19 protein-coding genes, 1 tRNA gene and 1 pseudogene are annotated in these 21,392 nt (G+C 40.4%); 8 read left to right on the top strand and 13 right to left on the bottom strand.

The window, feature by feature from the left end:
* A pseudogene (locus K8F54_RS13205) lies at nt 1-1,265 on the bottom strand (hypothetical protein); the annotation flags it as partial.
* Between the two features lie 112 nt (nt 1,266-1,377).
* Here K8F54_RS13205 and gltX point away from each other — a divergent pair.
* Nucleotides 1,378-2,889 (top strand): glutamate--tRNA ligase, encoded by a 1,512-nt coding sequence (gene gltX / locus K8F54_RS13210; protein WP_290791720.1) that lies wholly within the window; start codon nt 1,378-1,380, stop codon nt 2,887-2,889.
* Here the strand turns inward: gltX and K8F54_RS13215 are convergent.
* Nucleotides 2,886-3,557: an outer membrane beta-barrel protein gene (locus K8F54_RS13215; RefSeq protein ID WP_290791722.1), complete on the bottom strand. Its 672-nt coding sequence runs from the start codon at nt 3,555-3,557 to the stop codon at nt 2,886-2,888. The genes gltX and K8F54_RS13215 overlap by 4 nt on opposite strands.
* Before the next feature lie 90 nt (nt 3,558-3,647).
* Here K8F54_RS13215 and K8F54_RS13220 point away from each other — a divergent pair, with 90 nt between their 5' ends.
* On the top strand, nt 3,648-4,640 hold the full coding sequence (locus tag K8F54_RS13220; RefSeq protein WP_290791724.1) for an SPFH domain-containing protein: 993 nt from the start codon (nt 3,648-3,650) through the stop codon (nt 4,638-4,640).
* 54 nt (nt 4,641-4,694) lie between these two features.
* Here the strand turns inward: K8F54_RS13220 and K8F54_RS13225 are convergent, their stop codons facing one another.
* On the bottom strand, nt 4,695-6,722 hold the full coding sequence (locus K8F54_RS13225; RefSeq protein ID WP_290791726.1) for a glutamine--tRNA ligase/YqeY domain fusion protein: 2,028 nt from the start codon (nt 6,720-6,722) through the stop codon (nt 4,695-4,697).
* 65 nt (nt 6,723-6,787) lie between these two features.
* Here K8F54_RS13225 and folB point away from each other — a divergent pair, with 65 nt between their 5' ends.
* Both folB and K8F54_RS13235 read left to right on the top strand, forming a co-directional pair.
* A complete protein-coding gene (gene folB, locus K8F54_RS13230; RefSeq protein ID WP_290791728.1) occupies nt 6,788-7,144 on the top strand; it encodes a dihydroneopterin aldolase in 357 nt (118 codons plus the stop codon).
* Between the two features lie 55 nt (nt 7,145-7,199).
* Nucleotides 7,200-7,270, top strand: a tRNA-Cys gene (locus K8F54_RS13235).
* A gap of 31 nt (nt 7,271-7,301) precedes the next feature.
* On the opposite strand, the gene K8F54_RS13240 is transcribed toward K8F54_RS13235, so the two are convergent.
* A complete protein-coding gene (locus tag K8F54_RS13240; RefSeq protein WP_290791730.1) occupies nt 7,302-8,006 on the bottom strand; it encodes a LysE family transporter in 705 nt (234 codons plus the stop codon).
* Between the two features lie 24 nt (nt 8,007-8,030).
* Nucleotides 8,031-10,250 (bottom strand): ribonuclease R, encoded by a 2,220-nt coding sequence (gene rnr, locus K8F54_RS13245; RefSeq protein WP_290791732.1) that lies wholly within the window; start codon nt 10,248-10,250, stop codon nt 8,031-8,033.
* A gap of 99 nt (nt 10,251-10,349) precedes the next feature.
* Here rnr and K8F54_RS13250 point away from each other — a divergent pair, with 99 nt between their 5' ends.
* From K8F54_RS13250 to K8F54_RS13265, 4 genes are all read left to right on the top strand, one after another.
* The gene (locus K8F54_RS13250) at nt 10,350-10,589 is read left to right on the top strand and encodes a DUF2007 domain-containing protein (RefSeq protein ID WP_290791734.1); all 240 of its coding nucleotides are present in this window, start codon (nt 10,350-10,352) and stop codon (nt 10,587-10,589) included.
* Nucleotides 10,590-11,077: 488 nt separating this feature from the next.
* The gene (gene rpiB / locus K8F54_RS13255) at nt 11,078-11,509 is read left to right on the top strand and encodes a ribose 5-phosphate isomerase B (RefSeq protein ID WP_290791736.1); all 432 of its coding nucleotides are present in this window, start codon (nt 11,078-11,080) and stop codon (nt 11,507-11,509) included.
* 9 nt (nt 11,510-11,518) lie between these two features.
* Nucleotides 11,519-12,430: a cation diffusion facilitator family transporter gene (locus K8F54_RS13260; protein ID WP_290791738.1), complete on the top strand. Its 912-nt coding sequence runs from the start codon at nt 11,519-11,521 to the stop codon at nt 12,428-12,430.
* 1 nt (nt 12,431) lies between these two features.
* Entirely contained in the window at nt 12,432-12,872 is a 441-nt protein-coding gene (locus K8F54_RS13265) for a GNAT family N-acetyltransferase (RefSeq protein ID WP_290791740.1), read from the top strand.
* On the opposite strand, the gene K8F54_RS13270 is transcribed toward K8F54_RS13265, so the two are convergent.
* The 8 genes from K8F54_RS13270 to K8F54_RS13305 form a co-directional block, all read right to left on the bottom strand.
* Nucleotides 12,862-13,233 carry a hypothetical protein gene (locus K8F54_RS13270; protein ID WP_290791742.1) on the bottom strand — a complete coding sequence of 124 codons (372 nt, stop codon included), beginning with the start codon at nt 13,231-13,233 and terminating at the stop codon, nt 12,862-12,864. The two genes, K8F54_RS13265 and K8F54_RS13270, sit on opposite strands and share 11 nt — an antisense overlap.
* Before the next feature lie 47 nt (nt 13,234-13,280).
* Entirely contained in the window at nt 13,281-14,102 is an 822-nt protein-coding gene (locus K8F54_RS13275) for a sterol desaturase family protein (protein WP_290791743.1), read from the bottom strand.
* Between the two features lie 2 nt (nt 14,103-14,104).
* Complete coding sequence (locus tag K8F54_RS13280) at nt 14,105-15,727, bottom strand: S41 family peptidase (protein WP_290791745.1); 1,623 nt, start codon at nt 15,725-15,727, stop codon at nt 14,105-14,107.
* 6 nt (nt 15,728-15,733) lie between these two features.
* Nucleotides 15,734-16,579: a DUF4349 domain-containing protein gene (locus K8F54_RS13285; RefSeq protein WP_290791748.1), complete on the bottom strand. Its 846-nt coding sequence runs from the start codon at nt 16,577-16,579 to the stop codon at nt 15,734-15,736.
* Nucleotides 16,566-16,931, bottom strand: a complete 366-nt coding sequence (gene rnpA / locus K8F54_RS13290; protein WP_290791750.1) for a ribonuclease P protein component — start codon at nt 16,929-16,931, stop codon at nt 16,566-16,568. The genes K8F54_RS13285 and rnpA overlap by 14 nt, the downstream gene beginning before the upstream one ends.
* 79 nt (nt 16,932-17,010) lie before the next feature.
* Nucleotides 17,011-18,843 (bottom strand): M1 family metallopeptidase, encoded by a 1,833-nt coding sequence (locus K8F54_RS13295; RefSeq protein ID WP_290791752.1) that lies wholly within the window; start codon nt 18,841-18,843, stop codon nt 17,011-17,013.
* Nucleotides 18,843-20,513 (bottom strand): S8 family serine peptidase, encoded by a 1,671-nt coding sequence (locus tag K8F54_RS13300; protein ID WP_290791754.1) that lies wholly within the window; start codon nt 20,511-20,513, stop codon nt 18,843-18,845. The genes K8F54_RS13295 and K8F54_RS13300 overlap by 1 nt, the downstream gene beginning before the upstream one ends.
* Nucleotides 20,514-20,517: 4 nt before the next feature.
* A complete protein-coding gene (locus K8F54_RS13305) occupies nt 20,518-21,384 on the bottom strand; it encodes an MBL fold metallo-hydrolase (RefSeq protein WP_290791756.1) in 867 nt (288 codons plus the stop codon).
* Nucleotides 21,385-21,392 lie beyond the last annotated feature (8 nt).

A 21,392-nucleotide genomic window follows, 5' to 3' on the forward strand; every position in this document is an offset into this window, starting at 1 on the left:
TATATGGAAAAACTATTTCTGTTGGGATTGGGGTAAAGGGCCGTTCCGTTACTTATATAATCGGAAGCTTGTAAAATATCATCATTTTGTAAAACCACTACTTTCCCGGAATTTGCTCCATTGCCATCATTAAAAGGAGCGCCTATCAAAATTCTATTCCCGAGAGAATTCAAATCGATTGATAGCCCAAATACATCTGATTGCCCATCGCCTTCTATGCTTTCACCAAACTGCTGCCACGTAGTATTAATCAATCTGAAAACCTGAACAATCCCAGTTCCCAAGCTTTCAAAAGGGTCTGATATCACGAGTATATTTCCCGCTTCATTAAAACACAATGAAGCACCATAACTATTCTCCAAACCTACAATTGGCTGTCCTAGCAATTCCCAACTATTGTTTTGATACCGATATACTTTTACATAACCCGGATTGTTAATGCCTCCGCGTGCACCAACAGCCACGCTATTTCCTCTAAGACTTAAAGGTGTAGTTCCCGGAGAAATCGAACCCCCTAAATTATCCTCTTCAATTGTTCCAAAAATATCGCCTCCTAATTGTTCCCATTCATTATTCAGCAATTCGAAAATCCGTAAAAGGCCCGAATCATTTCCAGTGCTGTCATTTTGAGGAGCGGCGATAGCAATCTTATCTCCGTTGGCACTCAATGAAATCGATTGTCCAAATTGATCCTCAGGATTTAACCCTAAAAGGGAACTGCCAATTTGCGACCATACACCATTTATATAATTAAAGATTTTAACATACCCGGGGCCATTCAAAATATTTTGAGGGCTTCCAATAGCTATAGTTTCTCCATCATCACTAATATCAACAGCATATCCAAAGTAATCGCCTTCAATTTCGCCATTCAAATCTTGTCCTAATTGAACCCAACTTCCTCCAACCAATTCAAATACCCTTACAATCCCAGATTCCTGAACTCCGTTAGAATCATTACTTGGAGAGCTAAAAATAAATCGATCTCCTGTTGCGTTCATTTTAACAGGACCTGCAGATTGTAAGTCTCCTGAAAAGCCAACAACGCCCTGTCCCAGTTGAATCCAGGTTCCATTTTGTAGTTCAAACACACGCGCCATACCTCCTGGATCGCCATTTACATTGCCATCGAATAAAACCAGTCTTTCTCCTGTTTCATTAAAACTTACAGAACCTCCTGTTATTTCTCCAGATTCCCCATAAATCACCTGTCCCACATTCTCCCATTGCGCAACAACAGTAATGGAAAAAAATATTAGTATCAAAGTGAAAGCGGTGTTTTTCATAAGTTTTATTATGTGTGAAAGATAACAATTCTCTCAAAACTTTCTCTTCCATAATTAGTACCTTTGCCCTCGTATTGTTAGAAAAAGAATTATGTCTCAAAAAGTACGCGTACGTTTTGCCCCAAGTCCAACCGGACCCTTACATATTGGCGGAGTAAGAACCGCCTTGTTCAATTATTTGTTTGCTAAAAAGCACGGAGGAGATTTTCTGCTCCGGATTGAGGATACCGACCAAAACCGATTCGTTGAAGGTGCAGAACAATATATTATCGAGGCATTAGACTGGCTTAATATTCCCTTTGATGAAGGCCCCGGGAAGGAAAAAGGATACGGGCCCTACCGGCAGAGTGAGCGCAAAGGTCTATACAAGGAATACGCAGACCAACTTATCGCCAAAGGTCATGCCTACTACGCTTTCGATACCTCCGAAGAACTCGACACCCATAGAAAAGACCATGAAGCAAAGGGGAAAACCTTTATTTACAATTGGCATAACAGACTAAAACTAAAAAATTCGTTAGCCCTTTCCGAGACCGATGTACAGGCAAAACTCACCGCAGGCGAAGAATACGTTATTCGATTTAAATCGCCAGAAGGGGAAACGCTTTCCCTAAATGATATGATTCGGGGTACCATGACCATCGACACCCATGTGCTGGACGATAAAGTATTGTTTAAAAGCGATGGCATGCCTACCTATCATTTGGCCAATATCGTAGACGATCATTTGATGGAAATTACGCATGTGATTCGCGGTGAAGAGTGGCTTCCTTCTCTGGCGCTGCATGTATTATTATACCGAGCTTTCGGATGGCAGGCACCTCAATTTGCCCATTTACCCCTTATTATGAAACCGGAAGGAAAGGGGAAGTTGAGTAAACGTGACGGTGATAAAATGGGCTTTCCTGTTTTTCCTTTGGAATGGAAAACAGCCGAAGGTGATGTGTTTTCAGGCTATCGGGAGGATGGTTATTTGCCCGAGGCGGTCGTAAATATGTTGGCCTTTTTGGGGTGGAATCCGGGGACGGAACAAGAGATCTTTAGTTTGGAGGAATTGTGCCAAGCCTTCGAATTGGAGCGCGTACATAAGGCAGGGGCTAAGTTTGATCCCGAAAAGACCAAGTGGTTTCAGCACCAATACTTACAGGAAATGGAAGCAACTGTTTTAACCGCTAAGTTTAAATCATTGCTTTCTGAAAAGGGCATAGAAACCACATTGAATCTGTCAAAAATTGTTTCGCTATTGAAAGAACGCGCCACCTTTGTGGAAGATCTTTGGGATCAGGGAAGTTTCTTTTTTGAAACCCCGGTATCATACGACGAAAAAGCTTCGGCCAAAGCATTTAAGCAAGACACCCCTGCCTTGCTTGAAGAAGTTATCACACTATTAAAACAGACGTCCGACTTTTCGGCGGCAAACCTTTCAGAAATCGTTAAAGGATGGATCACTTCAAAAGAAATAGGCTTTGGAAAAGTAATGATGCCTTTGCGATTGGCTTTAGTAGGAGAAATGAAAGGACCCGAAGTATTTGATATTGCCGCATTGCTTGGGAAGGAAGAAACAATCAAGCGTATTGAAAATGCGTTGAAAACGATCTCCTAAAAATAGATAATCGCCATAAGAACGATGGTGGAGCCATGCCCTTCAAAATCCTTGTTCTCCAAGTTTTTATCGTTTAGGTTTTTTAGCATATTAGTTACACCGTACTGGTAGTGGCCACTAATTCGAAAATTTTCTAGTCCGGCAGTAAGCCCTCCCAGCACATGAAAATTGATCTTAGAAATATCCTGAATATCTTTCGCCCGTAACGTATTGTACCCATCTATTATATAGTTTTCGTAACGGTCGCTTTTCAGCTTCATTTTGCCATTCACATTGAGAACCGGGCCAACTTCTATACTTAAATGATGCTTTATAATGTTGTAACTGGCTAAAAAATTTAATTGTGCCGATTGTATAGAATACGGTACATACTGCTGATCGAATGTTCCTGAAACATCCCCTATGTCTCTAGCAAAGATCTCAATTTCGGCATTGTAATAATTGAGTCCGTAAATAAGGTCGAAATTATTTCTGAAAGATCCTCTGGTGGTAAAGCCCCCCATAAACCCAATGGCTTGCTTCGTATTGAAGTCGTCGGTATTGATGTCGAATATTGTAAGCCCTGCATTGAGTCCCAGCCTGTTATATTCTTCGTAATTTCTCTGAGCGGTTAGTTGTTGTAAAAATAGAATGGAAATAGTAACAAATAATAGGTTCTTCAGACTCATAAAGTGTGAGGTTTATTGATAATAGGGCAGGCTAAAATAGCTTTATTTTCGTATCTTCAACGTACTTATTAACTTAATATTTCAAAAACTATGGGTGGTTTTATTATTTTATTGATTCCTATCGGAATCATTTTCTTCTTTTTACTTCTATCTTCCTTTTTCACTGTCAAGCAACAAACGGCTGCTCTTATTGAAAATTTTGGAAAATTTAACAGTATTAGAACATCAGGATTACAGTTTAAAATTCCGATTGTACAACGTATTGCAGGGCGAGTTAATTTAAAGATTCAGCAATTGGATGTTATGGTGGAAACCAAGACCAAGGATGACGTATTTGTGCGTCTAAAGATTTCGGTACAATTTCAAGTGATCAAGGAAAAAGTGTACGATGCCTTTTATAAATTGGAGAATCCGCACGACCAGATTACGTCCTACGTATTTGACGTGGTGCGTGCCGAAGTACCCAAAATGAAGCTGGACGATGTATTTGAACGCAAGGATGATATCGCTATTGCTGTTAAAACTGAATTAAATGAAGCAATGATTAACTATGGTTACGATATTATCAAGACGCTTGTAACCGATATTGACCCCGATGTGCAAGTAAAAGCGGCCATGAACCGAATCAACGCGGCCGAACGTGAAAAAGTCGCAGCCGAATACGAAGCCGAAGCAGAGCGTATCAAGATTGTTGCCAAGGCGCGTGCCGAAGCCGAAAGCAAACGACTTCAGGGGCAGGGGATCGCAGATCAACGTCGTGAAATTGCTCGCGGACTGGAAGAAAGTGTGGATGTATTGAACAATGTAGGTATTAATTCACAAGAAGCTTCTGCTTTGATCGTGGTTACCCAGCATTACGATACGCTGCAGTCGATTGGCGAGGAAACGAATACCAATTTAATCCTGCTGCCTAATTCTCCGCAGGCAGGAAGCAATATGTTAAACGATATGATCGCTTCCTTTGTAGCGAGTAACCAAATTGGTGAGCAGATGAAAAAAGAGAATGCCGCCAAAGGCATAACAAAACAAAAGCGGAAAACTCCTCCGCCAAGACCGGCAGAAGGTGACGACCTTAAATATTAATAATAAGCCCTTCAAATTTTGAAGGGCTTATTTCTTAAATGTCATTTTATTATTCTACAATATCGCTTTTGCCTCAGCGACAAGCAGCGCATCCTTGTCTTCAAGTGCTTGTTGAACAAATATGTCGATTGCGCTATTCTTATCTAAGCCTTGTGCTAATAATACACGAAGGCTTATCATAGCAGCTATCCGAGTGCCCGTTTTTTTTGTACTCGTGCCAAAAAGCGGTGCTAATTCATCATAGCTTACTTGTTGGGCCAATTGCTCTATTTGGGTCTTGGTTTTTAATTGCTTCTCTGGAGGTAAATTGGTGTATTTCTTGCCCAATTGTTTGATTACTTCAATAGCCGGACGCTGTGGCTGTTGAGAAGATTTCTTTTGTTGGTTTTGGACATTTTGTTCAACCGGTTTTTGCTTTTCCCAGGAATCGCGTAGGCCTACTGTTTTATTAAACACCAGCTGCTGGTCTGTGGAATCATGGTCCACATTAAAGTAGCCGATGCGTTGAAATTGGAAACGCTCTCCTATTTTTGCTCCTTTCAGGCTTGGTTCTACATAGGCATCGATCACCTTCAGTGACTCCGGATTAATAAACTCCATAAAATCCTTGTCTGCATGGCTGTCGGGGGCTTCGTCTAAAAACAATCGGTCGTATTCCCTTACTTCCGCTTTTATAGCATGCTTTACCGAAACCCAATGCAAGGTCCCTTTTACTTTTCGCAGACTTGCCTCTGTCCCGCTTCCGCTTAAAGAATCGGGGTCATAGGTGCAATGCACTGCAACAATGTTTCCTTGATCGTCTTTTACAACCTTCTCCCCCTTGATGATATAGGCGTTTTTAAGTCGGACTTCTTTACCAAGTGTCAGTCTAAAATACTTGCTGCTGGCATTTTCTTTAAAATCGTCTTTTTCAATATAAAGCTCCCTTGAAAAAGGCACTTTTCTAAAACCTGCACTTTCATCTTCCTGGTTGTTCTCAGCTTCTAAGAACTCCTCCTTGCCTTCGGGATAATTCGTGATAATTAGTTTAATAGGGTCTAATACCGCCATCACACGTGGGGCAGTTTTATTTAGATCTTCTCGAATGCAGAATTCTAAAAGCGCTACATCGATGACGTTATCGCGCTTCGCGACTCCTACCGTTTCGACGAATTTACGAATAGCACTTGGGGTGTATCCTCTTCGGCGCAGGCCGGAAATAGTCGGCATTCTAGGGTCATCCCAACCGTTCACAACCCCATCTTCTACCAATTTGAGCAATTTTCGTTTACTCATTATCGTATAGCTTAGATTCAAACGTGCAAATTCACGTTGTTTAGGGCGTAATTTGTGTGCGTCCACAACCTGGTCCAAAAACCAATCGTATAGCTCTCTATGAGGTTTAAATTCCAAAGAACAGAGGGAGTGTGTTATCTGTTCAATATAATCACTTTCCCCGTGGGTCCAATCGTACATCGGGTAGATACACCAAGTATTCCCTGTACGGTGGTGTGATTTTTTTAAAATTCGATACATGAGCGGGTCCCGCATAAGCATATTGGGATGCTGCATGTCTATTTTAGCACGCAACACATGGGTTCCTTCTTCAAACTCACCGTTCTTCATCCGTTCGAATAGATCGAGGTTTTCCTCAATGCTTCTGTTTCGATAAGGCCCTTCGACGCCCGGTTGGGTTGGTGTTCCTTTTTGTTCGGCCATTGCCTCGCTGGATTGTGAGTCTACATAAGCCTTCCCTTCTTTGATTAGTTTTACTGCCCAATCGTATAATTGTTGAAAATAATCGGACGAATACAATTCGTTTTCCCATGTATAACCCAACCATTTTATATCGTGTTTAATAGCGTCCACATATTCCTGCTCTTCCTTGGCCGGATTGGTATCGTCGAAACGAAGGTTGACGGGTGCGTTGTACTTTTCACCTAATCCAAAACTAATTCCAATAGCCTTGGTATGCCCTATATGAAGATATCCATTGGGTTCGGGTGGAAATCGGAAGCGCAGGTCCTTCGAATCCATTCCGTTTTTCAAATCTTCTTCTATGATATGCTCAATAAAATTGAGAGATTCTTTTTCTTCTGACATGGTTAAAAATAAAAGGCAAAGGTAACTAAATAACAGAAAAAAGTATCTTTGCTAAAACTTTTTAAATGAGTACCATCCGATTAAAAAACATCAAGATATTCGCCTTTCACGGTTGCTTGGTTGAAGAAGAAAAAATAGGGTCCGATTATCTGGTTAACCTGTCGGTAAAAGCAGATCTTTCAAAGGCTGCAACAAGCGATAGGCTAACTGATACCGTGGATTATGTGCATCTTCAGAAAATTGTAAAAAACGAAATGGCAATTCGGTCTAAATTATTAGAACACGTCGGACAACGAATCATCGCTGTTGTTTTTAAAGAAATTCCTTTGGTCAACACGGTAAAGGTAACGGTGGCAAAAGTAAATCCTCCCATTGGAGGTGACGTTGCAGAGGTAAGTGTTACCATGCAGTCCATGAGGTAATAGCTATTTTAATAGGAATTTTCGGTTAAATTTATTTACATTTGCGCTCATCTAAGGCATCATGGCCGAGTGGCTAGGCAGAGGTCTGCAAAACCTTCTACAGCGGTTCGAATCCGCTTGATGCCTCAAAAACCTTCAGTGTTTACTGGAGGTTTTTTTATTGACTATTATCTATCTGGTTTTCAATGGAGTGTACAGGGCCCGGAATCTTTTCCAGACCTGCTTTTACTTCATTTGGAAAAATACCTTGTAGTAGCATTAAAACACCAAAACCGGTTATTAAGATACTCACCCACTTTTTGGTCTTAAAGATAAAGCGTGGGGTCATTTTATTCTTCAGCTTCTTTGCCAGTGTAATTTTTAAAAGATCGGTGAGAAAAAAAGTAATAAAAACAGTAGTTAAGAATAGCACAACTCCATTTTTGGAAGTGGTTAAGGCATTTGCCATAATGATGGTTCCAATCCATCCGGCCAGTACACCAAAGTTTACAAAATTCAGAAGAAACCCTTTTAGAAACAGCCCTCCCAGGTTCTTTTTCACCTTTACTGCATAGTGTTCTCGCGCAATTTTTATAAACGATTTGGCCGTTCGAATATAGGAGATGATCCCGTAGGCTATCAAGATGGCGCCTCCAAAAATAAGTAAGCCAGGGTCATCCTTCACCTTGTCTAAGATCTTACTGGTACTAAAATAAGCGAAAAGAATAAAAATAATATCGGCAAAGATGGCGCCTAAATCGAAGAAAAGCCCTGCTTTAAATCCCTTGGTAATACTGGTCTCAATGAGGGTAAAGAACACGGGGCCTACTGCAAATGCGAGTAGAAACCCATAAAAAACAGCATACCACAAACCATCGAACATAGTGTGGTAAAAGTACGAATATTTTTAGCCTTTTCGGTTGGGTTGGTATTCATTTCGATGCCCCAGCATGGTAAAGTCTAAGTGCTTTTTAACCAAATCAGCATTTTTTACCCTTACATAGATCTCGTCACCAAGCTGATATACATTTTTTGTGCGTTGTCCAATAGCGGCATATTCTTCTCTATCAAATACATAGTGGTCATCCCGGATATCCTGTAAACGAACCATTCCCTCACATTTATTAGATATGATTTCAACATAAACACCCCATTCGGTCACCCCGGAGATTACCCCTAAAAAGTCTTCATTCTGGTGATCCTGCATATACTTTACCTGCATATATTTAATACTGTCCCTTTCTGCATTAGAGGCAAGGTTTTCCATATCGCTGGAATGCCCACACAATTCTTCGTATTTTTCCTCTTTGGCAGAGTCCTTTCCGTCTAGATAACGCTGTAAAAGCCGGTGCACTAACACATCGGGATACCGGCGTATTGGCGAGGTAAAGTGTGTGTAATAATCGAAGGCTAAGCCGTAATGACCAATATTATTGGTGGTATAAACAGCCTTACTCATGGAGCGAATAGCAAGTGTATCCACTAAATTCTGCTCTTTCTTTCCGTTTACATCACTCAGTAGTTTGTTTAACGAGGCCGCGGTAGTTTTTCTGTCTCTGGTGTTTAGTTTGTATCCAAAGCGTTTTATGATATTCTCTAGAGCCGCGATCTTTTCATCATCGGGTTCGTCGTGAACCCGGTATACAAAGGTTTTCTTCTTGCTTTGTTTTCCAATGAATTCGGCAACGCTGCGGTTGGCTAATAGCATAAATTCTTCGATCAATTTATTAGCATCCTTACTTTCCTTAAAGTAAACACCTTCAGGGTTATTATCTGCATCAAGTTTAAACTTCACTTCTAACTTGTCAAATGAAATAGCACCCTGTCGCATTCTATCCTTCCGAAGTATTTTTGCCAGCCGGTCTAATTCTAAAATAGCTTCAGCAATTTCATTTTTAACGGAATAACTTTTATCGGTAATTGATATTTCCGAAGGAATAGTATGAGAAGTATCTGTGGGGTTTTCAATAATATGTTGTGCCTCTTCATACGAAAAGCGGGCATCACTATACGTCACTGTTCTTCCAAACCATTTTTTAAGCACTTCAGCCTTATTATTTATTTCAAAAACGGCCGAAAACGTATATTTTTCTTCGTTTGGGCGAAGTGAACAAGCTCCGTTTGAAAGTATTTCAGGAAGCATAGGTACCACGCGATCCACCAAATAAACCGATGTGGCGCGTTCGTATGCCTCGTCGTCTAAAACCGTTCCTGTTTGCAGGTAGTGAGATACGTCGGCGATATGTATTCCAATTTCATAATTGCCGTTTTCGAGTTTGGTAAATGACAAGGCATCATCAAAATCCTTCGCATCTTTAGGATCGATCGTAAAAGTGAGATCCCTACGCATATCTCTTCTTTTCTGAATTTCTTCAGCATGAATTGTTGTATCGAGCTTATTAGCAAAGGCTTCAACTTCGGCTGGAAACTCGTATGGTAGTCCGTATTGAGCTAAAATAGAATGAATCTCTGTATTGTGTTCTCCGGGCATTCCCAACACTTTGATCACCCTTCCAAAGGGAGAGTCTGCCTTTTCGGGCCAGTCTTCCATTACCACCAACACCTTTTCTCCGTTCTTTGCGTCACCTATATTGGCTTTCGGAATAAAGATATCGGTATACATTTTATAATCGGTCACATCGACAAAGGCAAAATTTTCCATCACCTGAATCGTCCCGACGAACTCAGTTCGTTTTCGTTGTAAAATCTTTGTAATTTCCCCTTCTGTTTTTCCACCCTTTCGGCGCTTAAACACGTAGACTTCGACGGTATCACCTTGCAAGGCCTTGTTGAGATTCTTGTTTTTTACAAGGATATCTTCTTCTAGGTCTTCAACTATAACATACCCCTGTCCACGACCGGCAATATCTACTCTTCCGGTGTAATAATTTTGAGATGGGGTAAGAATATATTTACCTCGTTCAATTTCTTGAATGGTATTTTTAATTTGAAGTTCTTTTAATTTCTTAATTATCTGATTTCTACTACTTGGATCATCTACTCCTAATTTTGTTGCAATTTGCTTGTAGTTGATTGGTTTGGAGTGATCTTTTCGGAGTATGGCTACTATGCTTTCGGTAAGTCCTTCAGTTGATTGTTTTCTTCGCTTCTTTTTCCTTTGCGACATATGTTTTTATTAATGTTTGTAAAAGTACGTTTTATAAATCAATAGCTCCTGAATATTAATAAAGATTTAGTACCTTGGTAAGACTTCAGAAATACATATATGGAAAATTTTAAAACCATTGCTATTTTTACTTTTCCTAGCGAATATGCCGTGTTGCGACTTCTACTTGAGCAACATGATATTCGCCATGTCTTTCTACACGAAACCATGATTGGGGTTTTACCCTTTCACTCAAATGCTTTTGGCGGAATTCGACTTCAAGTCCATTTTGAAGATATCGAAGCTGCTCAAAAAATAATTAAAGAGTTAGATGGTTCTTCTAATCTAAGGATTGTTTAAAATCTTCTTATCAACAACTATTACATATACATCTTTTCTTTTTAAAATTTAAAATTAATAAATGGTGTTTATTATGGGATGTTAATAGTTGGTATAACTTTTATTAAAGATGTTTTGAATTTAAGTTATCGCTATTTTTTGATAGGTTATAAACAAGATATAAGTAGCTAAAACAATTGAAAAACAACTCTTTTCATTCAATCATTAACAACTGTCAACAACTTAAATTTAGTGTATTTTTTTGTAAGTTTTTTAAAAATATTTGTTCGAATCTCAATGTATTGTACTTATAGAATTTGAATAACTGTACTTAAAAAAATTAGGGTATTAAAATACTTATTTGGTATTGTAAAATGATTCGAGTAAAGCAAGTTTTTTTCTTCTTATTCTATCAACAAATATTAACACTGTTGTTAACTTTATAATTACCTAAACATTAATAAATAGTAAACTCACACATTTACAATATCTTTGTAAAAACAAGTATTATGAAAATAGCTATTGGAAATGATCATGCAGGGACCGGGTATAAAAACACCATTGTATCCTACTTAGAAAGCGAGGGACACGAAGTTATTAATTACGGAACCAATACAAACGACAGTGTGGATTATCCCGATTATGTACATCCAGTAGCTTCCGATGTAGCGAATACAGAGGTGGCTTTCGGAATTATTATCTGCGGAAGCGGAAACGGTGCGAATATGACCGCTAATAAACACCAGAAAGTACGCTCAGCACTTTGTTGGACCAAAGAAATTGCCGCCTTAGCTCGGGAACACAACGATGCAAATGTGTTAAGTATCCCCGCTAGATTTACAAGTGAACCTCAGGCTGTAGAAATGGTAAAAACATTCTTAAACACTCCTTTTGAAGGAGGTCGACACCAAAGACGGGTAGATAAAATATCCTGTTCATAATTCATTTAAATGGCACATTCTCACTCGCACGGTCATTCCCATCATGATGTAAAAGGGCGGAATCTGCTTATTTCCATAGTCCTAAATATTCTCATTACCGTTGCTCAGGTAATTGGTGGTTTGATTTCGGGGAGTTTATCTCTACTCAGTGATGCTTTACATAATTTTAGCGATGTAATCTCTCTAGTGGTAAGTTATGTTGCTGATCGCTATTCAAAAAAAGCAGCTTCTTTCGGAAGAACCTTCGGTTATAAGCGCGCCGAAATAATTGCTGCATTTGTCAATGCTTTATCCCTGTTGATCGTAGCGGCATATCTTATTTACGAAGCAGTGGTTCGGTTTTTACACCCCCAGGAAATTAAGAGCGGACTTGTAATTTGGTTAGCGTTACTGGGAATTGTAGCAAACGGTCTAAGTGTTTTATTACTTCGAAAAGACGCCAAGGAAAATATGAATATGCGCTCCGCCTACCTGCATTTATTTACGGATATGTCGGCTTCTGTGGCGGTATTGATCGGTGGTTTGTTGATGAAGTATTTTGGTTGGTTTTGGGTGGATAGTGTGTTAACGGTGTTAATAGCCGTTTACCTTTTGTTTATGGGATATGCACTTCTGAAAAGCTCTTTTAAAGTGCTTATGCTTTTTACACCGGATGATATCAATCTGATAAAAATTAGTGAGGCTATTACTACTTTCCCCGAAATAAAGAACGTGCACCACGTGCATATTTGGCAGTTAAACGAGAATGAAACTCATTTGGAAGCGCATGTAGAATTCTTTGAAGATATTCTTTTGTCACAATTTGATGAAATATCCGATAAGGTTGAGGAAGTATTATACCATGAATTTGGAATCAACCACATCAATTTGCAGCCTGAATATCAAAAAGACGACCCAAAAGATCTTATAATACAAGACTAGAATGGAAATTACGGTAAAAACATTTGACGAATTAACTATTTATGAGCTTCACGACCTTTTGCAATTACGCAGTGAAGTGTTTGTGGTAGAACAAGACTGTGTCTATCAAGACATCGATGGGAAGGATGCTAAAGCAATTCATGTGTTGGGAAAGAAAGACGGCAAGATTGTGGCATATACACGATGCTTTCCTCCGGGGATCTATTTTAATGAGGCGGCAATTGGTCGCGTTGTTGTTCAGCAAAACCAACGAGAGCACAGCTACGGACACAGCATCATGAAAGCCTCAAAACAAGCCATCAAAGAAAAGTTTCATACCGATACGATAAAACTATCCGCTCAAACGTATTTGATTAAGTTTTACGAAGCACACGGTTTTACAGTGACAGGAAAAGAATACCTAGAAGACGGTATTCCACATGTCGCAATGATTACAGTTTAATAAGATCCTTTTTAAGATTCAGATCTTCCAGCATTTCATTTGTGAATTTGTAGTGCCCTCGGCGTGTAATGATTCTAAATCGCTCATTGCGCATTCTGGAAAGCACATCTAAAAACCGCCATTTAGACTTTAAAAGTGTTGGTGTCTGCGACTTTAAACTCACTTCGAAATAATGCTTAATTCCGGCACGCTCCGCAACAATATCGGGAGTAATTACTATATCCGATCCTTTCTTGTGATACGACTTTGGAGTTTCGTATCCTTCAATGTCGGCCTGAATATTTTCAAAGCCCTTGTTCTCTAAATAAGCAACTGAATCTTTTATTGCCTCAACTCCTTCTAATTTATCTGCTTGTACCATAGGCGGTAAAGTACAAAGAAAAAAGGAGAATCTGCGTTAATGCTGTGTTAAGTCTTTCTGGATGAGATAGTTTTGTCAAAGGGAATCCTCAGCTGAACCATAATATTTTCATCATCGGTGGTATCTGAAATATCAAGCCCGTATCGAATATCCTCCATATTTCCATACACAAAGGTTCCAAAGATTCGATCCCACACAGAGAGCATGTTTCCATAGTTCTTATCGGTCCACGGCAGTTTATAATGATGATGGAATTTGTGCATATTTGGCGTAACAATAAGGTAGGATAACCCCTTGTCTAACCACAAGGGAAGTTGAATATTGGCATGTGTGAAATACGTAAATAGCACACTTAAAATACGGTAGAAAAAGTAAAAGGCAATAGGCATGCCCATAATAAGAACCGCGATTAATGCAAAGCCCTCCCGAATTATAAAATCTAAAGGATGGTGGCGTGTTCCTGTGGAAGCGTCGATATTTTTGTCGCTGTGGTGAACAATATGCAAGCGCCACATCCAATTTACTTGATGTAATAAATAATGAACGCCATATTGCGCAATAAGATCCAATACTGCAATTGAAAGTAACAATTCTACCCATACCGGGACTTCAAAAAGGTGTAAGATGCCGAATTGGCTTTCCTGCAACCATACAAACACACTAACAGTCGCAATGCCAAAAATCGCATTGATAAGGATGACGAAAAAGAGAAAAATTAAGTTTGTCTTTGCGTGTTTCCATTTTCTATAGGGCAGCGAACGAAAACTGTAATACCCTTCGAGAATCCAAAAAAGACTTAAACAAAAAAATACCCAACCGGCCTTCATCCAGATGGGCATGGTTTCAAAAAAGCTTAAGAATGCATCCAAAATTATTTGAGTATTCGTTTGTAGCGACTTTCGTCATTTAGCACCGAAACAGCCTCTAAAATTTCGGGATTGTGTACCACTTGATAATCGTATAATCCTTCCCGATAGAAATAGCGCTTTAAAATTTCATCACTTAACAGCGACATGATCTCTGCCTTTTTTGAAACCACCGCCTTGTCCTTGGCAACATCTATTGCCGTCATTAAGGCGTTGTAACTGGAGCCAATCTCTCCTTGAAGATCATCGTCTTCGGCACGACGTAATGCTTTGGCGAATTCCTTTTCGGTTTCGGTTTCGTAATTGAAGTTGTTTTGCTTCAGAAAACGCAAGAAATCTTGAAAATCGGTTTCAGAAAAACGAAAAGAACTCCAATCGGTCAACTCATGGCTATAATAATACTGCGTGGCATAATTGAAAATAACATTGTCTTTTAACAGCGCTGTTGTGATAGGACTAAATACCGCGGTTTCCAATTCAATATCGGGCAAAATACCACCGCCATCGTAGACAGTTCTTCCCCCTTTGGTTTTAAATTTATTGTATTCTTTGGCGTCTACTCGCACCGGATCCCCGTTTTCGTCTCTATTCCAATAGTCCAATGCTTGAATACAACGACCACTAGGTGTATAATATCTGGAAATGGTGACTTTTAATTGGGTGCCATAGGTCAGTTTTTTTGGACGTTGCACAAGGCCTTTTCCGAAGCTACGTGCGCCAACAATAACAGCCCTGTCCAGATCCTGTAAGCCGCCCGATACGATCTCACTCGCCGAAGCACTTCGACCATTTACCAAGACGACCAGCGGAATGTCAGCATCAAGTGGATCGCGAGTGGTTTTATAAGTTTTATTATATTTTTCGATCACCGATTTCGTGGTTGTAATAACCTCGCCTTTCGGCACAAACATATTTACGATATTGATCGCTTCGCTAAGCAATCCACCTGGGTTTCCGCGCAGGTCTAAAATAAGTTTTTTAGCGCCTTGCGATTTGAGGTCATCTAGCGCCTGCTTGGTTTCAATACTCGTCTTTCTGTTAAAAGCCGAAAGCACGATATAACCAATATCATTATTGAGTAATTTATAATAAGGAACCGCTTTTACGTCAACGGAAGATCTGGTTATTGTTGCAGTATTGGTCTTTCCTTGTCGGACATAGGTAAGTACTACTTGTGAATTCGGTGTCCCTTTTAATAACTCACCCGCATCGTCTTCGAAGTCGGAAATCTTAATATCTCCAATTTTAATAATTTCATCACCCGCTTTTAATCCGGCCTTGTCTGCCGGATAGTCTTTATAGGGCTCCACTATAATGATTTTGTCTTTTTCGGCTTTGGCTGTGGCACCAATACCGGTATACACGCCAGAGTTGTTAATGTATGCATCTTCAACAGCCTGCTCGTTCCAGTAGACCGTATATGGGTCGAGGTCTTCCAACATGCCCTTAATGGCCTTATCCATCAAAACTGCCGGCGTTACTTCGTCTACATAATTCATGTTCAACTCCTTGAAAAGTGTGGTGAAGATCTCTATCTGTTTGGCAATTTCAAAAAAATCGCTTTTAAAACCGGCCGTAGTAAATAAAATACCAATAGCGATTATAGGAATGATAATTTTCTTTTTCATGCGATTCTATTTATTATGATTTCGTTTTCGTCGTTTCAAATACCGTCGAAGGATTAGAATACCAATTCCTATAAGAAGGAAAAGTGGCCAGAGATATAGGAGTCCCAAAAAGAAAACAGAGATACCGTCCCATCCGCCTTTGAGGGCGTTTTTCATTTTTTGCCCATAGGATTGCGTGATTCCTGTTTCTGAAGTGAGTTTATAAAATTCGATGCTTATCGTACTCATGGAAACGCGGCTTTCCAGATATTTTAATCGTCCTTGTCTTGCTTCAATCTCCTCCCGAATCGTAGACAGCTCGCGCTCTATTTCTAACATCTCCTTTACATTTTTAGCCTGACTGAGCAATTCAAGATATCGTTTTTCGAGCTCTCGCTTAGCTTTTAACCGAGCCTCCAGATCTACAAATTCTTCAGTGACGTCTTGTCGCGAGATATCGCGTTGGTCAAAGTAGTCCACACCTTCAGAAACACCGTCTATAAATTTCTGAAAACTCTCGGTGGGCACTCTAATGATTACATTCCTAAAAATTCGGTTATAGCCTTTTCCGCTGTTGTCGTTTTGGACAATTCCTTTGTGTTGTTGTGCTAACTGAAGAATCTTTTTATGGGTTTCTTCCGGATTTTGGGTTTCAAAAACCAGATTTGCTGTTTTTATAATTTTTTGTTCCTGAATTTCTACACGTTCCGATATAACCTCACTCCGAACAAGGGATTGTTCAACCACATCGTCAAATTCACTTTCTTCATAGTCCGCCGACTTACTTTCAGCGATATCAAAATTTCCAGAATCGCCCGTAGGGCCTCCGCATGCTAAAAAAAACAAAAAAAGCAACGCGCTAATAAATTTCATCATTTAAGTTTTTAAGCAGCTTGCCCATGGCCACTTCCAATTGAGCGTACTGCGGTTTGTCCTTACTAAGGTATAAAAATAACAACGCAAATTTTGGGCCGTTATTGGTGGGCAAGAGTTGTTTTTGAAGGCGGTAGGCCTCTCGAAGCTGTCGTTTGATGCGATTTCTGGACACGGCTGATTTAAAACTTCGCTTTGGTACCGAAAAGGCCACTTGGTGTGCCGTCTCATTTTCAACAAGGACATAGAACACCTTAATGGGAAATTTGGTCAATGACTTGCCCTCTAAAAACAGGCTTTCAATGGTTTTTCGGCTTTTCAGCTTTTCGTTTTTAGGCAGTCTAAAGTCCATAAAGTAAAAGTACAATAATACTTTATTAAAAAACCCGATTCTATGGAATCGGGTTTTCTTCAGGATAATATTTTAAAAATTATTGAGCTTCAAAATTATTGTTGCTCGGCTGTACGTCGGCCATTCGGCCTGTAGCATCAATTGAAAGGTATTTCACCTTTTTATCGCTCACAATTTCAAGTTCATAGGTTGGATGCGCCCATGCCCAATCCGGTAGAACAGTACGTTTCATCATTGGATATGGATTCGTTTTTTCGGCGCGTGCCATTTGTAAGGGAATGTAAAATGCTTCTTGTGTGCCGTCTTCAAATTGCACGTATAAATCTATGGGCATTGGCATAAGTCCAATGCGCTCTAAGACGACCTTGGTTTTCCCGCTTTCTTCAATCACGGAAGCAATTCCGTAATCAATCGTATTGGTGGTCTGCGTCCAATCGGTGAGATACCAATCCAGTTCGAAACCGGACACTTTTTCTGCGATGCGAATAAAATCGTTGGGCGTTGGATGTTTGAACTTCCACTCACTATAATATCGCTTGAGTGTCTTTTTCAAATTCTCTTCACCAATCACATAACCTAGTTGAGCGACAAAAACGGCTCCCTTACTATAAGCCGCATTACTATATGCCTTGTTATATTCAAAACGATCGGCATGGGTGGATTGGGGTTGTTCCCTACCACTTCTAACCAATGACATATAACCACCATAGGAACCAACATGTGGATTGTCTGCATTATACTGCATAACCTCTCCCATGGCCTTGTCTGAAATATAATCGGCAAAGCCCTCATCAAACCACCCGTGTTTTAGTTCGTTGTTGGCCAACAAAAACTGAAACCAACTATGAGCTATTTCATGAGCCGTTACTCCTACCAAACTCCCAAATGTTCGTTCCCCTGTAATAAGGGTACACATACCGTACTCCATACCGCCGTCTCCCCCTTGAATGATAGAATATTGCTTATATGGATAGGGTCCAATTTGTTCGTTGAAATACTCCAATAACTCAGCTGCCTTTGGTTGCAGCTTCTTCCAGTTTTCCAGAATTTCGGGCTTGTTCTTATAAAAGAAATGAAGATCTACACCATTGGGTCCGTTGTAGACGTCATGAATAAAATTATCGTCGGCCGCCCACGTAAAATCATGCACGTTCGGCGCTATAAAATGCCAGTTAAACTTTCCTTTTACAGCTGGCATTGTTTTTTGTCCAGGGAGCTGGTAACCATGACCAACTTCTGCGGGATTCTGAAGATAACCGGTTCCACCGATGGTGTAGTCCTTATCAATTGTAATCGTTACGTCAAAATCTCCCCAGACACCGTGAAACTCTCTTCCAATATAAGGATCGGCATGCCAGCCTTCAAAATCGTATTCGGCCAGTTTTGGGTACCATTGTGCCATGGATAAGGCAACACCTTCTTTATTGTTACGCCCACTTCGCCGTATCTGCAATGGAACTTGGGCATCCCAGTCCATTTTAAACGTCGTGCTTTTTCCGGGTAATATCGGTGCGTATAATGAAACTTCCAGCACCGTTCCAACGACTTCATAATCCAATTTTTTGCCGTCCTGAGTTAGGGAGGTAGGTTTAATATATCCTATTTCAGAAGGTGTCAATTTCGAGATACGATCGCCTACTCTTCTATCCGGATCGGTGATTGTTCGTGAACGAACATCCATTTCACTGCCCGGCTGAAAGGCATTAAAGTATAAGTGATAAAACACCCTGCTAATTGTATCAGGAGAGTTGTTGGTGTAAACTAGCTCCTGCTTTCCTTTGTATTGATAGTTCTCAACATCCATGTCGATCACCATCTTGTAATCGACCTTTTGTTGCCAATATCCATTCGTATTTTGGGCGAAAATGGAGGTTGCCCCAATAAGCAATAACCCTAAAAGAAAATACCTCATTATTTCGACATTTTATCGGCCATAATCAAGGCGTTATACAAGTTCACCATTTTTCCCGACTTTGAGATATTGGTAAAATTATCGGTATTGGAGGCATCTCCCCCTAATACAACCGGGGTCTTTGAGGAAAGTCCGCTGTCCATTAAAATCTGCTTCACTTGTTGGGCAGACAGGCCGGGGTAGTACGAACGGATCATTGCCGCTACACCGCTAACTGCCGGTGCTGCCATAGAAGTTCCTTGAAGGAATTCGTAAGTATTTAATGGAGTTGTTGACCAGATTTTAACGCCAGGAGCAAAGACATCCACATTCGATTTTCCGTAGTTGGAGAAATCGGCTACCATTTCACTTCCGTATTTATAATTTAGCGCTCCAATGGTAATAAATGTGTTACCCATTTCGGCTCCGGTTCCTTTTTGATCGTTCGGATATACCTGAATGGTGTCCAAGTTATAGCCTTCGTTTCCGGCTGCATTTACAATTAGCACATCCTTATCGGAGGCATATTTAATGGCATCCCAAACCCATTCCGGATGAGGTGAATAGTATTTTCCGAAGCTGGTATTGATTACTTTCGCACCATTGTCTACGGCATAGCGAATAGCCAAAGCAATATCTTTGTCGTATTCATCGCCGTCGGGTACTGCACGAACTACCATAATTTCAGCATTATTAGCAACACCATTCATACCGATGCCGTTATTTCTTTCTGCAGCAATAATTCCGGCAACATGTGTTCCGTGGCGCGCATCTACTTTTTTGGCGTCCGGGCCGTCTACATCTCCGTTTCCGTAGAACTTATCGTTGATATCGTCCGGATTATCACCTAGAACCGTTCGGAAATCCTTTTCTAAATTGAAATGGGTATCCAGTCTACCGCCAAAGTATTCGATTCCCTCAGAAAGTTGTTTGATCACTTCTGGCACTGCATCTCCAAAATTGAGCATTTGGGTGAGCACCCCAATATGTTGCTGCTCTTCTGAAGTAGGGTTTTGTATGGCGGCCAATTCATTTTTGGTATAATTTTCCTTTCCCAGTTTCTTTGAGATGGCTGCATGTGAAGGCTTTACCTGAGCTAGAATTTGCTCGTATTGTGCCTTGGCACCAAGCGCTTCCTGATACTCTTTTTCGTATTCGGCCTTTGCCTTTTGATATAATATAAAATCGGCACGATCGGCGGCACTTACCGAAGCTTCTGTCTTTCCTTCAAATTTAGGGCCTAGCTTTTTTATATAGCGGACATATTCCATATTCTCGGCGACCACATCGCCAAGAAAATTCCAGCCGTGTACGTCGTCTATATATCCATTCTTATCATCGTCTATTCCATTACCGGCGATCTCTCCTTTATTGACCCATATAACGTTTTTTAGATCTTCGTGTTCAATATCTATTCCGCTATCAATCACGGCGACAATCACTTTCTGCCCCTTTCGCTTTGAAAGCAATTCGGCGTATGCCTTGTCCACACTCATTCCCGGGATGGTGTCTGCCAAGAGGTCTGAGGCTCCCCAAGTCTTGTATTGCGCTTCCGTTAGCGAGGTGGTCTTTAAGGGCAGGGTATCAATATTCTCTATAGGTGTTGAAATAAGTGGCGCAACACTACTTCCGCAGCTTGCTAAAATAAGGGCTGTTGAAACAGCCAATAGGGACGTTCTTACAATTTTCATGTGTTTACAATTCATTAAAAAGTTCATTACAAGTATAGGAGGCGTCAAGACGCACTCCCTTTTCGGTATGTTTTACCGTAATTATTTGATTGTGAGCGTCGTGCTCTAAAAATAAATAGTAATTGTGATCTGCCGCAGCAGTTAAAAATTTTTCTTTTTCCGGCAGGGTTAGCAAAGGTCTGGTGTCATATCCCATCACAAATGGAAGGGGTAAATGCCCAGCTGTTGGCAATAAATCGGCCATAAAAACGATGGTTTTTCCTTTGTAATTTATATGCGGGATCATTTGTTTTTCCGTGTGTCCATCAACAAAAAAAATACCAAAATCAAGTTCATGAGCTTCGGTAAAGTCTGTCTTAGGATTGGCCACAAACTTCAATTGGCCACTTTCTTGCATGGGAAGGATATTTTCTGGTAAAAATGATGCCTTTTCCCGACGGTTGGGCTGGGTGGCCCATTGCCAATGACGCTCGTTACTCCAGAATATGGCATTTTTAAAGGCAGGCTCATAGCCTGTTCGATCTTTGTTCCATTGAATGCTTCCCCCGCAATGATCGAAATGAAGGTGCGTTAGAAATACATCGGTGATATCATCGCGATGAAACCCGAGCTCTTTTAACGAATCATCCAAATTGTAATTTCCCCAGGGGTCATAGTAACCGAAGAATTTATCCGATTGCTTGTTCCCCATACCGGTATCAATAAGCGTGAGGCGGTCGCCGTTCTCAATAAGCAAACAGCGCGCAGCAATATCGATCATATTATTGGCGTCGGCTGGATTTGTTCTGGACCAAAGCGTTTTGGGTACTACACCAAACATGGCGCCACCGTCCAGTTTAAAATTCCCGGCCTCAATTGGATATAACTTCATTGAATTTT

Origin of the sequence: Altibacter sp., from assembly GCF_019913785.1 — a bacterium.
Classification (GTDB): domain Bacteria; phylum Bacteroidota; class Bacteroidia; order Flavobacteriales; family Flavobacteriaceae; genus Altibacter.

Coding starts and splice junctions, on each gene's coding strand:
- gltX (WP_290791720.1), top strand. CDS start 1,378: ATGTCTCAAAAAGTACGCGTACGTTTTGCCCCAAGTCCAACCGGACCC.
- K8F54_RS13215 (WP_290791722.1), bottom strand. CDS start 3,557: ATGAGTCTGAAGAACCTATTATTTGTTACTATTTCCATTCTATTTTTA.
- K8F54_RS13220 (WP_290791724.1), top strand. CDS start 3,648: ATGGGTGGTTTTATTATTTTATTGATTCCTATCGGAATCATTTTCTTC.
- K8F54_RS13225 (WP_290791726.1), bottom strand. CDS start 6,722: ATGTCAGAAGAAAAAGAATCTCTCAATTTTATTGAGCATATCATAGAA.
- folB (WP_290791728.1), top strand. CDS start 6,788: ATGAGTACCATCCGATTAAAAAACATCAAGATATTCGCCTTTCACGGT.
- K8F54_RS13240 (WP_290791730.1), bottom strand. CDS start 8,006: ATGTTCGATGGTTTGTGGTATGCTGTTTTTTATGGGTTTCTACTCGCA.
- rnr (WP_290791732.1), bottom strand. CDS start 10,250: ATGTCGCAAAGGAAAAAGAAGCGAAGAAAACAATCAACTGAAGGACTT.
- K8F54_RS13250 (WP_290791734.1), top strand. CDS start 10,350: ATGGAAAATTTTAAAACCATTGCTATTTTTACTTTTCCTAGCGAATAT.
- rpiB (WP_290791736.1), top strand. CDS start 11,078: ATGAAAATAGCTATTGGAAATGATCATGCAGGGACCGGGTATAAAAAC.
- K8F54_RS13260 (WP_290791738.1), top strand. CDS start 11,519: ATGGCACATTCTCACTCGCACGGTCATTCCCATCATGATGTAAAAGGG.
- K8F54_RS13265 (WP_290791740.1), top strand. CDS start 12,432: ATGGAAATTACGGTAAAAACATTTGACGAATTAACTATTTATGAGCTT.
- K8F54_RS13270 (WP_290791742.1), bottom strand. CDS start 13,233: ATGGTACAAGCAGATAAATTAGAAGGAGTTGAGGCAATAAAAGATTCA.
- K8F54_RS13280 (WP_290791745.1), bottom strand. CDS start 15,727: ATGAAAAAGAAAATTATCATTCCTATAATCGCTATTGGTATTTTATTT.
- K8F54_RS13285 (WP_290791748.1), bottom strand. CDS start 16,579: ATGAAATTTATTAGCGCGTTGCTTTTTTTGTTTTTTTTAGCATGCGGA.
- rnpA (WP_290791750.1), bottom strand. CDS start 16,931: ATGGACTTTAGACTGCCTAAAAACGAAAAGCTGAAAAGCCGAAAAACC.
- K8F54_RS13295 (WP_290791752.1), bottom strand. CDS start 18,843: ATGAGGTATTTTCTTTTAGGGTTATTGCTTATTGGGGCAACCTCCATT.
- K8F54_RS13300 (WP_290791754.1), bottom strand. CDS start 20,513: ATGAAAATTGTAAGAACGTCCCTATTGGCTGTTTCAACAGCCCTTATT.
- K8F54_RS13305 (WP_290791756.1), bottom strand. CDS start 21,384: ATGAAGTTATATCCAATTGAGGCCGGGAATTTTAAACTGGACGGTGGC.